Annotated in this window: 9 protein-coding genes and 2 tRNA genes; 6 read left to right on the top strand and 5 right to left on the bottom strand. The window is 45.2% G+C overall.

Features of this window, described 5'->3' with window-relative positions; all coding sequences use genetic code 11:
* Positions 1 to 6 precede the first annotated feature (6 nt).
* From holA to H9W84_RS07750, 5 genes are all read left to right on the top strand, one after another.
* Positions 7 to 1,026: a DNA polymerase III subunit delta gene (gene holA, locus H9W84_RS07730; protein WP_239742847.1), complete on the top strand. Its 1,020-nt coding sequence runs from the start codon at positions 7 to 9 to the stop codon at positions 1,024 to 1,026.
* 307 nt (positions 1,027 to 1,333) lie between these two features.
* Positions 1,334 to 2,644, top strand: coding sequence for an efflux RND transporter periplasmic adaptor subunit (locus H9W84_RS07735; RefSeq protein ID WP_239742848.1), 1,311 nt, complete (start codon positions 1,334 to 1,336; stop codon positions 2,642 to 2,644).
* A 78-nt stretch (positions 2,645 to 2,722) separates the two neighbouring features.
* Positions 2,723 to 4,705 carry a MacB family efflux pump subunit gene (locus H9W84_RS07740; RefSeq protein WP_239742849.1) on the top strand — a complete coding sequence of 661 codons (1,983 nt, stop codon included), beginning with the start codon at positions 2,723 to 2,725 and terminating at the stop codon, positions 4,703 to 4,705.
* 269 nt (positions 4,706 to 4,974) lie between these two features.
* Positions 4,975 to 5,050: transfer RNA gene (locus H9W84_RS07745), tRNA-Lys, on the top strand.
* Positions 5,051 to 5,194: 144 nt separating this feature from the next.
* A tRNA-Lys gene (locus tag H9W84_RS07750) sits at positions 5,195 to 5,270 on the top strand.
* A 244-nt stretch (positions 5,271 to 5,514) separates the two neighbouring features.
* Here H9W84_RS07750 and H9W84_RS07755 read toward each other — a convergent pair.
* The 5 genes from H9W84_RS07755 to H9W84_RS07775 form a co-directional block, all read right to left on the bottom strand.
* On the bottom strand, positions 5,515 to 5,793 hold the full coding sequence (locus tag H9W84_RS07755; RefSeq protein ID WP_239742850.1) for a hypothetical protein: 279 nt from the start codon (positions 5,791 to 5,793) through the stop codon (positions 5,515 to 5,517).
* Positions 5,794 to 6,012: 219 nt separating this feature from the next.
* Entirely contained in the window at positions 6,013 to 8,034 is a 2,022-nt protein-coding gene (ligA, locus tag H9W84_RS07760) for an NAD-dependent DNA ligase LigA (protein ID WP_239742851.1), read from the bottom strand.
* A gap of 154 nt (positions 8,035 to 8,188) precedes the next feature.
* A complete protein-coding gene (locus H9W84_RS07765; RefSeq protein WP_239742852.1) occupies positions 8,189 to 9,142 on the bottom strand; it encodes a cell division protein ZipA C-terminal FtsZ-binding domain-containing protein in 954 nt (317 codons plus the stop codon).
* A gap of 158 nt (positions 9,143 to 9,300) precedes the next feature.
* On the bottom strand, positions 9,301 to 12,948 hold the full coding sequence (gene smc / locus H9W84_RS07770; RefSeq protein WP_239742853.1) for a chromosome segregation protein SMC: 3,648 nt from the start codon (positions 12,946 to 12,948) through the stop codon (positions 9,301 to 9,303).
* Positions 12,949 to 13,178: 230 nt separating this feature from the next.
* A complete protein-coding gene (locus H9W84_RS07775) occupies positions 13,179 to 13,358 on the bottom strand; it encodes a hypothetical protein (protein WP_239742854.1) in 180 nt (59 codons plus the stop codon).
* Positions 13,359 to 13,698: 340 nt separating this feature from the next.
* Between H9W84_RS07775 and hemF the strand changes: the two genes are divergently transcribed.
* Complete coding sequence (gene hemF, locus H9W84_RS07780; RefSeq protein WP_239742855.1) at positions 13,699 to 14,700, top strand: oxygen-dependent coproporphyrinogen oxidase; 1,002 nt, start codon at positions 13,699 to 13,701, stop codon at positions 14,698 to 14,700.
* Positions 14,701 to 14,725 lie beyond the last annotated feature (25 nt).

Raw genomic sequence — 14,725 nt, forward strand, 5'->3', positions numbered from 1 at the left:
ACGCTGATGCAGTACAATTTTTTAAATGCCTTTCAACATCTCAAAAACAGGCAAGACCCCGCTACTGGGGTGTGGCTAATGCATGGCGATGAAGATTTGCTGTCACAGTGGCTGATAGAAAAAATGTCGCCCAATTGGCGGCAGCATAATATGGCAATTTCGCGCATGGATATTACCAGCGCCAAATCATGGCAAGCGGTTTTGGCAGAGCTAAGCAGTCTGTCACTGTTTGACGACAACAAAGCCATTATCGTTCACGGTAATCATAAACCCGATAAAGAGGCGTTGGCAGAATTAGCGCAATTTGCGACAAGCAATTCGAGCAATTGCTTAGTCATTATCAGTGATAAATACGATAAAAAAAGCCAAAGCAGTGCGTTTTTTTCGCTTTGCGACAACTTTGGTCAGGTCATCGAATGTCATCTTTATCAAGAACAGCAACGCGAACAACTGCTACAGCAACACGCGCAAGACTTTGGGCTCGAACTCACCAAACCCGCTTGGCAAATGCTGATGGCACAAACTCAGCATAATTTGCTGGCAGCTTACCAAAGTCTGTGGCGACTCTCCTATCTCTATGCTATAGCAGATGCGAATCCCCCTACCCATTTTGTGACCATCGATGAGTCTCAGCTGTTTGATGGGTTGGTGAGTCAATCTATGTTTACCACCTTTGATTTATCGGATGCCATGTTGGCAGGTGATATCGCGCAGGTTGCAAAAATCTTACAGCAACTCAAAGCCAGCGAAGAACCAGAGAGTTTGGTGTTATGGATGATAGCCAAAGACATGCGCAATATTTTAAGCTTGCAATCAGGGGCAAGCTATCAAAGCCTCGGCATTTGGCAAAGTAAGCAACAGCTGTATAGTAAAGCCCTGCATCGTCATTCCCATGACGCCACCCGAAACTGGTCGGATGCACTGTACCAAGCCGACCAAGCCATCAAAGGTCTGGTGCAACAACCAGCTTGGGAGCTCCTCTACCAACTCGCTTTTCGCCTAGCGGGTCAACCCCTATTTCACTAATTGCTTTAAAAGTTACTTTTAAAGTTGCTTTTAAAAATGCTTCGCAACCTTTGCAGATTTTCGAACAGCACGCCCATCAAGTCACCGTACAATCCACTATCCCCAAATTTTTAATGCGTTTTTGTTACTCATAACATTTATTTTATAATCCAGTAAGATTATGTCGTTATAATTAAAAATCCTTGCGACTTACCTATTTTTATTGCAATTTATTCTCATTTAGCTTTTAATGCTCAGTGGTAAAAAACTTTGTTTGTTCACTTTTAATTTTTTTTCAATTGTTTATCCCTTGATAAGGCTTGGCACGATGACCGCTACCCAAAAAAAATGGCTCAAATGGGCAATCTTAAGTTTGATCGTTATTTCGCTGGCAGCGTTAGCTTATTGGTACTTTAAACCCAAACCCCAAAAACCCAATTACATCACCGCCAATGTCGAACGTAGCGATATTGAAAACAGTGTGATGTCGACGGGCAAAATTGAAGGCATTAAACAAGTGGATGTGGGGGCTCAGGTGTCAGGGGAAGTAACAAAATTGTATGTCGAGGTTGGTGATACGGTCAAAAAAGGCGATGTCATTGCTCAAATTGACCCAGTTACCCTGCAAAATACCTTAACCACGCAGCAGGCTACTTTACAGCAAAGCAAAGCGAATTTGGAAAGTACCAAGTCCGCCTATCAGACCAAACAAGCCGCGCTTGCCACAGCGCGAGCCGACTTGAAAGGTAAAATAGCAACCTTGCAACAATCGCAAACAGAATACAATCGCCTAAAATCCTTGCTTGCCATGAATGCCATCTCCAAACAAGAGCTGGAGCAAGCGGGTACCGCTGTCAAAACAGCCCAAGCCAATGTAGACAGTGCCAAAGAAGCGATTGCGACTGCCCAAGCAAATATTGCCTCATCGCAAGCCGATATTGTTAGTGCACAACAAACCATAAAAAAATCGCAAACGGACGTCAATACGGCTGAAAAAAATCTTGGATATAGCCAAATTGTTGCCCCAATGTCAGGCACGGTGATTTCTATCACCACCAAACAAGGGCAAACAGTAAACGCCAATCAATCAGCCCCCACCATTGTGACATTGGCAGATTTGAGTAGTGTGCGCGTGAAAGCCAAAATATCAGAAGCCGATGTCGTTAACCTAAAAGTAGGGTTGCCTGTTTATTTCAATATCATTGGACGCCCAGATAAGAAATACCAAGCCACACTGTCGACCATTGGACCTGCGCCCGATGGTACTACCGCCAGTGATTCATCGACGTCAACGGATTCGGCGATTTATTATATTGGTTATTTTACTGTCCCCAATCCCGATGGCGCGCTACGCATCAATATGACAGCGCAAGTCTATATTGTTGAAAACAAAGTCAATAATGTGCTTAGCGTACCGGCTGCAGCAATCAAAAATGACCCAAAAATAGGCAGTTATGTTGAAGTCGTACAAGCCGATGGTAGTACCAAAAAACAAGCGGTCAAAACAGGTGTCACCAATCGTATTACCACCCAAATTCTTAGCGGCGTCAACCAAGGGGATAAGGTGGTTGTGGGTCAAGCAGCGGTGAGTAAATCAAGTTCATCATCTAAAAATAACGGTCGTCCACCGATGATTTAGTCATCGGTAGATGAGAACCCTAGATTGTAAACGTTGATTGTAACCTATGACGCATGCTAACTGTGAGATACACGGCTGATGATAACGCAAGACACCAAACAACCTATTATGGAAGTGAAGGATTTAATCCGCGAATTCCCTGCAGGTGATGAAAAAATTCGGGTTTTACATGGGATTGACTTGACCATTTATGAAGGCGAAATGGTCGCAATTATCGGTCAATCAGGCTCTGGTAAATCCACCTTAATGAATATCTTAGGCTGCTTAGATCAGGCGACTGCGGGCAGTTACCACATCTATGGCAAAGCGGTGGACAAACTTACCGCAGACGAACTTGCCGAGCTTCGCCGTGAGCATTTTGGCTTTATTTTTCAGCGCTATCATTTACTCGGTGACATCAATGCCCAAGACAATGTCGCCGTCCCTGCCGTGTATGCAGGGATGCCCGTGCGGCAACGTGAAGCGCGCGCCACCCAATTGTTAGACGACTTAGGGCTGGCGGCAAAAACCCAAAATCGCCCTAGCCAACTCTCCGGTGGTCAACAACAGCGTGTGTCTATCGCTCGTGCCTTAATGAATGGTGGCGACATTATTCTGGCTGATGAACCGACTGGGGCATTAGATAGCCAATCGGGTAAAGACGTGATGGCAATTTTAAGAAATCTAAATAGCCAAGGTCATACCATCATTATGGTGACCCACGATCCTTCTATCGCTGCCCAAGCCGAACGCGTGATTGAAATCAAAGACGGACGCATCCTCAAAGATTATTATACCGATAATAGATTTGATAAAACCAAAGAGGTTCAACACCTAAATTTTGCCAAAAAATCTGGTGTGACCGCGTTTTTGGACCGATTATCTGAAGCCTTTAAGATGTCCGTTTTGGCGATGAAAGCGCATAAAATGCGGACATTGTTAACCATGCTAGGTATTATCATCGGTATTGCCTCTGTGGTATCGGTAGTGGGTCTAGGACAAGGTTCTCAACAAAAAATTCTCAATGATATTAGCTCCTTAGGCACCAATACTTTAACCATACGAGATGGCTATAAATTTGGTGACCCTCGCCGTAAATACCATGATGATAATTTAACAGATGCCGATGCCAATGCTGTCGCAGAACAGCCGTATGTGCAAAGCGTCAGTCCACAAGTCAGCAGCAATAGCGCCACCGCCCGTTACCGTGAAACAGAAGCTTCTGTAAATGTCAGTGGCGTGGGCAAAGATTATCTAACGGTGAAAGGGGAAAAACTCGCACTTGGGCAAACCTTTAATGACAATAGTATCACCTCGATGACCCAAGATGTGATTATTGATAATAATGCAAAAACCGCCTTTTTTGCCAATGTCAGCGATCCCATTGGTGAAGTGATGTTGGTGGGTAGTGTGCCCGCTCGCGTCATCGGTGTATTGCAGCCGTCTGAGCAAGCTTTTGGTCCAAGTTCAGACACCCCTACCCTATATATGCCTTATACCACTGTGATGCGTAGAATGGTTGGCACCAGTCATGTAGATAGTTTTATTGTGCTACTAAAAAATACTATCTCGTCTAGTGCCGCTGAGCAAGCTGTTTCTGATTTGATAGAGCAGCGACACGGCACCGATGACTTTCGTATTCAAAACTCTGATTCAATCCGTCAGACCATTGAATCCACCACAGGCACGATGACACTACTGATTTCGTCGATAGCCATTATTTCTTTGATCGTGGGGGGTATTGGCGTCATGAATATCATGCTCGTCTCAGTCACCGAGCGCACCAGTGAAATTGGTGTGCGTATGGCAGTGGGCGCAAGGCAATCTGATATCATGCAGCAGTTTTTGATAGAAGCGATTTTGGTGTGTATCTTGGGCGGGATTTTAGGTATTAGCCTAGCGTTTGCCATCGGCGCTTTAATTAACAAATTTGCAGGGGGTAATTTCCAAGTGGTGTATTCAACCACTTCCATTGTAGCGGCGGTGGTGTGTTCCACTCTCATTGGTGTGGTTTTTGGGTTTATTCCGGCGCGCAATGCCGCCAGACTCAATCCTGTTGATGCCTTATCAGGTGGTGAATAATCAGGTGGTGAATAAAAGTTTTATCACCTATTTAGTCATCATCTAGCTCGTCAATACCTATCTAATTAGACTTATCTAATCAAGACTAGATAAGTTAAAGGTATGATAAATCGATGAATTTACGCCTGTATTTTGATGCACATCCTTAGTTAAAAAATTTGTGCAAAAAGGCTTGCAAACTAAGATTTAATGCGTATAATATGCACTCACTTAACGGCAATAGCCAAAATAAAAACGTGAAAATCGTTTTGTATTGCCTTAAAAGTTTTGGATCGTTAGCTCAGTTGGTAGAGCAGTGGACTTTTAATCCATTGGTCCCGCGTTCGAGTCGCGGACGATCCACCATATTTTGAAAGTTTCACAATGTCATTTTATGAATTTGACTTGTGAAATCAAAATTGCTTTGCAATTTTTTAATGCTTTAGCAAATCATAGATTTGCTCTTGCGAAGCTAAAAACGTCTCCCAGACGTTTTCTTAACGCTTCTCAGGATCGTTAGCTCAGTTGGTAGAGCAGTGGACTTTTAATCCATTGGTCCCGCGTTCGAGTCGCGGACGATCCACCATATCCAAAGCCCTTATCGAATTGATAAGGGCTTTTTTTATACCCTTGATTTTTAGCGCTATGATTTAGGCTAGCAGTTTAGGTTAGACAAATAAAAATTAACGGCTCTACTTCAACGCATCTTTGATTGCATCAAATAGCTGGCTTAACGTTTAGCAAAGAAAAAAGCCAAACCATTAAAGGTTTGGCTTTTGACAGCATCGCTATTGGATACTGTAGATATAGGCTATGACTCTTAGTATAGCTTATTTTTGGTATGGATAGTTAGGTGATGTACTTAATACATAGCCTGTTGCCCCGCCCGCTGCTGCACCGATTGCCGCAGCTTTACCGATGTCGCTACGGTCGCCATCTGATTTTGCCAGTGCACCTAATGCTGCACCCGCTACCGCGCCTTGCGTCGCCGCGCGAGAAGAGCCTTGGGTAGTGACGCGGTTGCCATAGGCATCAGTGGTTGCACACGCTGTCAATGCTGTTGAACCAACAAGTGTCGCAAGTACCGCAAGTGTTTTAAGTGATTTCATACTTTTCTCCAGTAGGGTTTCCATTTGCTAAAATATCAAGTGCTTTTAGCAACTTACAGAAGTTATATTAGCGTAAATTTTTCACCCTATTGTTATGAATAAAGACTGATTTATACGTGTTTTGTAAGTAACCTTGCTATATAGTTTGGGCAGCGAATAACTTACTCAAGGTTGCGTTAACTTATTCCACAATACCAGTTCTACTATATTAGCTATGCATTAGGCATGATAACTGTTTAATAAATCGGTGAATTGCGCCTCAGTCACCACTTTCACCCCCAGTTTTTCGGCATTGGCAAGTTTACTACCCGCTTTCTCGCCTGCGAGCAGTGCGGTGGTCTTGGCAGAAACGCTGCCTGAGACTTTTGCCCCTAATGCTTGTAGTTTGGCTTTGGCTTCATCGCGTCCCATGCTTTCAAGGGTGCCTGTAATGACCCAACTTTGACCTTTAAGCGGCTGATTGCCTTCAGGCACTTGGCTGACAGGCTGCCAATGAATACCGGTTTGTAATAATCGATTGATGACTTCGATATTGTGCTCGGCACGAAAAAACTCAAAAATCGAGTCTGCGGTTTTTTCACCGACATCGGGGGTTTTTTGTAAGGCTTCAATACTCGCTGCCATGAGCGGCTGCAAGTCGCCAAATTGCATGGCTAAATTCATCGCCGTGCTCTCGCCTACGCCACCAATACCCAAGGCAAAAATAAACCGCGGTAAGGTCGTATCTTTACTTTTTTCAATGGCGGCTAGCATATTTTCGACAGATTTTTCCCCCAATTTTTCAAGGTTGATAAGCGCGTCGCGGTGATTGCTCAGCGCATAAATATCTGCGACATTTTTAACAATACCTTGCTCAAAAAAGTTAATCAACCAGCGCTCACCAAGCCCGTCGATATCCATCGCTTTACGACTGACAAAGTGAATCAGCGCTTCTTGTTGCTGGGCTGGGCAAAATAGCCCACCGGTACATCGTGCCAGCGCTTCACCTTCTGGCATGATAACGGGTGAATCACACACCGGGCAATGCGTCGGCAGGCTCACCACTTGGGCATTGGCGGGGCGCTCGTCCGTCCAAACGCGCGTAACTTTGGGTATGACATCACCGGCACGGTGTACGCTGACCATGTCCCCTGCTCGAATGTCTAAACGCTGAATTTCACCGATATTATGCAGGGTCACATTGCTCACAGTGACGCCACCGACATTGACAGGTTCAAGTTTGCCCACAGGCGTCAACTGACCTGTGCGCCCAACTTGCCACTCAATCGCATTTAGACGCGTCATCACGGTTTCGGCAGGGAATTTATAGGCAGTTGCCCAGCGTGGCTCACGGCTTAAAAAGCCCAGTTGCTCTTGCAAGGCTAAACTATTGACCTTAATCACCGTGCCATCAATTTCAAAGGGTAAGCGACTGCGTTTTTCAATCACCGCTTGATAATACGCTTGCAGCTGCGCGGCTGTTTGCACGATTTTGATATCGCTAATGCTAAACCCCAACGCTTTTAGCCAAAAAAGCGCATCGGATTGGGTGGTAATCTCAGCGGGTAAGCCTTGATTGACGGAATAGGCATAAAACGCCAGTGGACGACTTTTGGCGATATTTGGGTCAAGTTGGCGCAAACTTCCCGCAGCGGCATTACGCGGATTGGCAAAGGTTTTCTCCCCTTTCGCCTGTGCATCACGATTGAGCTTGGCAAACCCTGCTTTGGGCATGAGTACTTCGCCGCGCACTTCTAGCCGTGGTATATCAATCGCCAGCTGCAGGGGTAGATTTCGAATAGTACGCACGTTTTGGGTAATATCTTCGCCCGTTTGACCATCGCCGCGCGTGACCGCTTGGATAAATTGCCCGTTTTGGTACAACAGTGAAACCGCAAGCCCGTCAAGTTTGAGCTCGACTTCATATTCGGGGTTTTGCTGATTGACTGCCAAACGGTCATTGACCCGCCGCATAAAATTCTGTAAATCGTCAAAGGTAAATAAATTACCCAGTGACAGCATGGGTATTTGGTGGGTGACTTGGGTAAAAGATGGCAACGGCTTGTCGCCTACTTGGTTGGTAGGGCTGTCGCTTTGTACCAATTGAGGATACGCAGTTTCTAGTGCCACCAGTTCTTGGCGAAGTTGGTCGTATTCGCTATCTTCTAACAGCGGATTATCTAGGACGTAGTAAGCGTGGTTATGTTGTTTTAGCTGTGCAATGAGTTTGCGCATTTGCGCAGTAATGGCGGCTGTGTTCATAATTATGATGATTTAAAAAAGATAACGGATATTTTACAACAAAGTGATGGTTTACTTGGTCAATTTTTCAGTCATCAGGTCAGTCAAAACAATAAAACTTATAACCATAAAAAAAGGCACTCACGAGGAGTACCTTGTTTCATTTTAATAAAATCTATCGACCAAAATTAATGGCAAGCTCGCGCATGGCTTGGGTGTTTTCTTTGTTAATCGGCTCGCCTGTGTCGTCATATACCGTGGCATTTAAGTCATTGGCAAGCAGTCCTGCGATACTCATCATGCTATCAAAGCCTTGAACAGGGCGTGGGTGTGGTAGCGATAAAAATAATACCAAGCCTTTCATGGTTTGCATCGGTAGTCGATTGAGATCGAACGGTGAAATACCTTCATTATCAATCATCATCAGACTAAACCACAATAAGCCTGTCCCGTCTTTGTTTTCGTAGCGATGGAACATATTCATCGCACCAAACTTCAAGCCATACTTGTCAATCAGCTCTAATAAATAATCGCCTTTAATGTCGACAAACTGCTGATTGGGAAAAATACTGATGTTGATATTTTGAATGGCGTTGTTGAGTGGGCTGTTTTGTTCTTCGTCAATTTGCGCTTGGATATGGGTGTCCAAAATTGGGCTGTTATCGGTAAAGCTGTCATTTTTTAGCTGATTTTCATCGAAAGTATGCACAACAGGGCTGATAGTCTCTGTGGCATTGGCAAGCATGCTAAAAGCGTCGTTTTCGTTTTCCACAAATGTATGGGTTTCTGCCAATAATTTGTCATTGGCAGATTTAGTGACATTAGCATTGGCATTGGCAAAACCGCCATTGGCTGGATAGTTATCTAGGTGCAACTCGGTATCGTCAGCGCTTAGCTGTACTTCGCCTTTAGGATTGTCGGGTGTAATTTCCGCTTTAAACAGCTGGCTTTCTTCGGGCTCAGGGCGCTGATGGCGTGGAATAATAGGTAGACCATCTTTGTCATGTTCAATCGCGTCAGTCGCTAATACATCTTGGTTTTTTTGACGAATGGATTTTAGTAGCGTGTAAATACCCCAAACGATAGCAACAACCGCAAGAATGATAAGAATAAGCTGAGTGATAGACATAAACAACGACCTTTGAGAAAGACGATAACGACCCTGTTTGTAGTGTAAAAATTTTTACATTGGTATTTTTGCCGTTATACTATCATGACTTCATAAAATCAGCTAGAAAAAACCGTGACAAGGCTTGACTTTTTGCGTATTTGACAGGTGAAAATCGCTTATGCCAAATAAGCTTCCACCTCAGTCATATCCACACTGACCAGCTTGGACACCCCCGCCGTTGGCATGGTCACACCTTTGAGCTCATCGGCAATTTGCATGGCAAGTTTGTTATGACTGATAAAAACAAACTGTACGTCTTTGGCAAGCTGCTCAATTAAGCGGGTAAAGCGCGCGACATTGGCATCATCGAGCGGCGCATCGACTTCATCGAGCACACAAAATGGCGCGGGCTGCTGTTTAAAAATAGCAAAGATTAAACTTAACGCCGTTAAGGTCTTCTCACCGCCCGATAACAGCGCTAGCCGGCTGTTCTTTTTGCCTTTCGGCTGCGCCATAAGCTCTAGCCCTGACTGCCAGCCTTTGCCGCTGTTATCTTTGTCATTGGTATGGTCTGATAATACTAGCTGCGCTTGCCCGCCGCCGAACACTTGGGTAAATAGCTTGTTAAGTTCGATATTAACTTGGGTCAACATATCCATAAAAAGCTGTTTGGTCTGACTGTCAATTTGCTGGATAGCAAGTTGCAATTTGTCAATACTGGCGGTCAAATCCGAGATTTGCTCAGCAAGGGGCGCCAAGCGACTGTTCACTTCACTGAGCTCAGCCACCGCAGCATGATTGACTGCCCCAAGATTAAGCACCTGTGATGCTAACTGATCGAGTTGTCGTTGTAGTTGCTCGCGTTTGCTGCTACCCAGCAACTCAATATTGTCAGTTTTTGGCACGGCAATTTTGCGACTAGTCAATTGCTCACCAATCAATGCCACGTTTTGTTTTGCTAGTGCCCATGCGGTGTCGGTGGTGTGATATTGCTGTTGTAGTTGGCTTAACTGCTGCTGAGACTCTTGCACACCCAATTGCGCTTGATGTAGCTCGGTTTCCATGGTTTTTAAGGTCATTGTCAATTGCGTAACGCTGTCATTGGCGGTTTGCAGTTGTGTCGAGTCCACCGTGAGTTGCTGTTGTAGCTGGGGCAAGCGTGCCTGCTGCTCGCTAATTTTATGACTAAGCAGCTGCTGCTCACTGGTGAATCTTGCTTGGTCTTGGCAAGCTTTGGCAAGTTGCTGCTCACTTGCGGTGATTTGCAATTTTCCGGTTGCCAGTGTTTGGGTGATGCGATTTTGTTGTTGTTCTAGCTCGCGCTGCTGACTGGCAAACTGATTTAAGCGTTCATCGAGTGACTGGCGCTCGCTGATTTGCTGCTGTAATTGCGGTTGTAAATGCGAAAGCGTGTTGCTTAGCTCATGAACCCGCTGTTGTTCTTGCTGCAATTTGTCCGCAAAACCTAGCCCCTCTTGTTGTAGACGCTTGCTGTCACTGTCGAGGCGTTTTTTATCTTCATTAAGTTTATCGAGTGCGGATTGATATCGATACTGCTGTTGTAGTTTTTGTTGCTGGCATTGCTGTTGTTGCTGGGTTAGGCTTAGCAGTTGATTACGCGCGGTTCGGTCTTGGGCTTGCCATTCTTGCAGACTAACTCTCGCTTGTTGCAAGCGATCGGCTAGACGCTGTAGTTGCGGTTGTTGCTGCGCTAAGTGTTCATCAAGCTCTTCAATACGGGCTTCATTCATCAACTGCTGGCTAAAACTGATAACCTGCTGACCCGCATCTTGCAACAAATGGCTTAGGTTAATCAGCAGCTGCTCATTACAGAGTATCAGCTGTTGCGCTGATGTCTGCACCAGCAACCAATCGCCCGTTGGTAAGTTATTGATCAGCCCTTTATCCTGCACATCTGCCCAGTCAAGTGGCGTCGCACTGATCCAAACCTGCTGAAAAATAGCCAGATTGGGCGCCGCAATCAAAGCAGACAGTGGCAAACAACCTTCTATTAGATGGCTGTTCGCTGTGTGATTTTTCGAGGTGTGATGTAAAGTTGGTTTATTATCAATAAACAGCGCATTGTCATGGATGATTTGGGCAAAATCTTGGTCAGCCGCGATAGACCATTTGGCAAATACCGTAACTAAGGTATCAAAAACCTTGGCATACCCCTTACCTGTTTCGGTCAATTGCAGTTGACTGATAAGTTTTGGCAAACTGCTAGTATGTTCTTGATTGGCTGACTGGTGGGTAACTTGGGCAAGGACAGTTTCTTGTTGGGCTAGCAAATTTTGTAGTGTCGCGTGCTCGGTTTGCCACGCTTGGTACTGCTGCTCAGCTTGGCGATGCTGACGGGTTAAGCTGTCAACTTCATCGGCTTGGTCAGCGATAGACTCTTGACGGGCGATGATATTGACTTCAAGACGTTCAATCTCATCACTGATTCTCGTCATTTGCGTGTCTAGCTCGTTGTCATCAAACGCTGCAAATTGCTGGTCAAATGTGGCCTTAGCAGTCTGCCATGCCAATACGGCTTTGTCATGTTCGCTTTGGCGTTGTTGTTGGCGCTGTTGTTGGCTGGCATGGTGTTTGAGGGCGTTTTCACTGACGGCAAGATTTTTTTCTACGTCTTGCTTTTGCTTATTTAATGCCACTAAATTTTTCGCAATTTTCTCACGCTGCTGTTTGCAATCATCTTGTTCATCACGCAATTGGCGCAACTGTGCGGTGAGCTGTTCAAGCTTTGCAGGTAAGCCTTCAATACGCATTTGTGCTTGCTGTTTTTGTGCTTGCAACGCTTGTTGATACTCAGCAAAACGACCCAATTCAACATTGAGGATATTAAGGCGTTGTTGGTCATTGGCAAGGGCTTGTTCAGCTTGTTTCAGTAGACTTTGCGTTTCATGCTGCTGCTGCCAATAATCCTTAGCAAGATTTTGCTCGGTTTGTAGCGTGTGCTGTTGCTCAGTCAGAGCCTGCTGGGCAAGTTGCTGCTGCTCGATTAATCCTTCAATCAATACTTGCTGAGCATCCACCCGCTCACGCATCGCTTGAAAATCTGCCGCGAGTGTTTGCTGTTTTTGCCACGCCTGCCCATAGTCATCGATGAGTAGCTGTTCACTGATCGCCTGCTGCGCTTGTTGCCATTGCTGGGCTTGTTGTGCCGTTTTGGCTTGTTTTTCTAGGCGTTTTTGTTGGCTGGTCAGTTCGCTGACCATATCATGCAGCCGCGCTAAATTATCGCTTGCGGTATCGAGCTGTTTTTGGGTGTCATCACGCCGGCTTTGGTAGCGCGATACGCCCGACGCCTCTTCAATAAACTCTCGTAGCTGCAACGCATTGGCATCAATGATGCGCCCTATCATACCTTGCTCAATCACCGCATACGAGCGCGCGCCAAGACCTGTGCCCAAAAAAATATCGACCACATCACGGCGGCGTACTTTGGTGCCATTGATAAAGTAATCGGATTTGCCTTCTTTATTGATTTGCCGACGCACCGATAATTCTTGATACAGATTAAGCGCGTGGTGGATGCCGCTGCTACCATCTTCGCCGTGGGTATGTTCGAACACCAATTCTACGCTTGCCAAGCTTTTGGCGGACTTGTCTTGCGTGCCTGCAAAAATAACATCACTCATCGCGCCGCCACGAAGCTGCTTGGCGGAGGATTCGCCCAGCACCCAGCGAATGGCATCAATCACATTGGATTTGCCGCAGCCGTTGGGTCCGACAATCGCGGTAATGGTTTTGGGGAAATGAAACGTTGTAGGATTGGCAAAGGATTTAAAGCCTGCCAGTTTGAGCTGTTTTAACCGCATGTTGCTAGAGTGTAGGTATCAAAAAAAGGCGCTTATTTTAGCAAAATTTTAGCGATTATTCATTAAATCTATGCTGACTTGATCTATGCTGAATTGGTACACAGAAATCAGGCTAAACCTGCTAAAGCCTTAAGCTGATAAATCTACCATGGCATAAAAAAAGCATAAAAAAAGCATAAAAAAAACCGCTAAGTGGATTAGCGGTTTTATCAATCATATTCTCGCCACTATTATTTTGCCGGTGACGCAGTAGCAGTCGCTGTATTTGCCGTTGCAGTCGCTGTATTGGCAGGTACAGACGCTATTGTGGTGGTCGTCGTCGTGGTAGTGGTTTCAGTTTTGGCTTCTTCTTTTTTACCACAGCCCACAAGGCTGATGACTGTCACTAATGTGATTAATAATTTATTCATAGTTTTCTCCAAAAATGGTTAATGTAATCATCCATCTGATAACTTGATAGTCCGATAACTATATGATCCCAATAACTATATCACTAAATCAATCAGTATCACTCGGCTAATCAGTTTATGAAATCTCAACTTAATTTTATCAAGACGTTATGGCATTTTATGAGTTTTCTGACCATTTGGGTAGCGGCTGTGACGATTTTTTTAAGGGTTTTATGTAAATATTTATGCGTATCATCAGTCAATACGCCCAATTTTACCCACGCGATTATGTGTTACAATGATTATTAAAAATTAACCACTAAAATTTAATCGCTAAAAATTTTTAAAAGAACTATTGCTTATGTCTATGCTGCTCTCCTCACACAATGTTCAAGCCGTTCGCGCTTATTTACTTGATTTACAAGATCGTATTTGCCAAGCGCTAGAACACCAAGAAGCCACTGGCGGCTTTAATCTATATGCTGAAGGTGCCAGCAATGCCAAATTTGTCGCCGATGTTTGGGAAAGACCCGCGGAACAAGGCACTCATCAAAATTTGGGCGGTGGTCGCTCCAATGTACTTCAAGGCGGCAAAGTGATCGAAAAAGGCGGGGTGATGTTTAGCCACATTGTTATCAACCATCTGCCAGCCACTGCCACCGCTCGCCACCCTGAACTTGCCGGTCGCCAAGCGCAAGCACTCGGTGTCTCGCTGGTGATTCATCCGACCAATCCCAACGTGCCAACCAGTCATGCCAACGTGCGCATGTTTATCGCCGAAAAAGAAGGCTACGAGCCGATTTGGTGGTTTGGTGGTGGCTTTGATTTGACGCCGTTTTATCCTGTGATGGAAGACTGCGTGCATTGGCACCAAGTGTGTTATGATTTGTGCGCGCCGTTTGGGAGTGACGTTTATCCCAAGTTTAAGGCTTGGTGCGATGAGTATTTTTATTTAAAGCATCGTAACGAACAACGTGGCATCGGCGGCTTGTTTTATGATGATTTGAACACCCTTAGCATGGGTTGGGATTTTGATAAGTGCTTTGCCTTTATGCAGGCGGTAGGCAATGGCTATCTTGAAGGTATTATCCCAATTTTTGAGAAACGCAAACACACGCGCTATACCGAGCCGCAGCGTAATTTTCAGTTGTACCGTCGCGGTCGCTATGTCGAATACAATCTGGTGTATGACCGCGGCACTTTGTTTGGCTTGCAATCAAACGGGCGCATTGAGTCGATTTTGGTCAGTCTGCCGCCGCTCACGGGCTGGGAATATCGTTATGAGCCTATCGCAGGAACGCCTGAATTTGAACTCACGGATTTTTATCTAAAACCCAGAGATTGGTTGAACCTCAAGGCTTAATAAGACACAATCTTAATAAAACACA

The sequence above is a fragment of the Moraxella tetraodonis genome (genome assembly GCF_022359095.1).
Classification (GTDB): Bacteria; Pseudomonadota; Gammaproteobacteria; order Pseudomonadales; family Moraxellaceae; genus Faucicola; species Faucicola tetraodonis.

Bases quoted from the DNA above. Each gene is read 5' to 3' on its own strand.
- ligA (WP_239742851.1), bottom strand. From the start codon at position 8,034: ATGAACACAGCCGCCATTACTGCGCAAATGCGCAAACTCATTGCACAG.
- hemF (WP_239742855.1), top strand. From the start codon at position 13,699: ATGTCTATGCTGCTCTCCTCACACAATGTTCAAGCCGTTCGCGCTTAT.
- H9W84_RS07775 (WP_239742854.1), bottom strand. From the start codon at position 13,358: ATGAATAAATTATTAATCACATTAGTGACAGTCATCAGCCTTGTGGGC.
- H9W84_RS07735 (WP_239742848.1), top strand. From the start codon at position 1,334: ATGACCGCTACCCAAAAAAAATGGCTCAAATGGGCAATCTTAAGTTTG.
- H9W84_RS07765 (WP_239742852.1), bottom strand. From the start codon at position 9,142: ATGTCTATCACTCAGCTTATTCTTATCATTCTTGCGGTTGTTGCTATC.
- smc (WP_239742853.1), bottom strand. From the start codon at position 12,948: ATGCGGTTAAAACAGCTCAAACTGGCAGGCTTTAAATCCTTTGCCAAT.
- H9W84_RS07755 (WP_239742850.1), bottom strand. From the start codon at position 5,793: ATGAAATCACTTAAAACACTTGCGGTACTTGCGACACTTGTTGGTTCA.
- holA (WP_239742847.1), top strand. From the start codon at position 7: ATGCAGTACAATTTTTTAAATGCCTTTCAACATCTCAAAAACAGGCAA.
- H9W84_RS07740 (WP_239742849.1), top strand. From the start codon at position 2,723: ATGATAACGCAAGACACCAAACAACCTATTATGGAAGTGAAGGATTTA.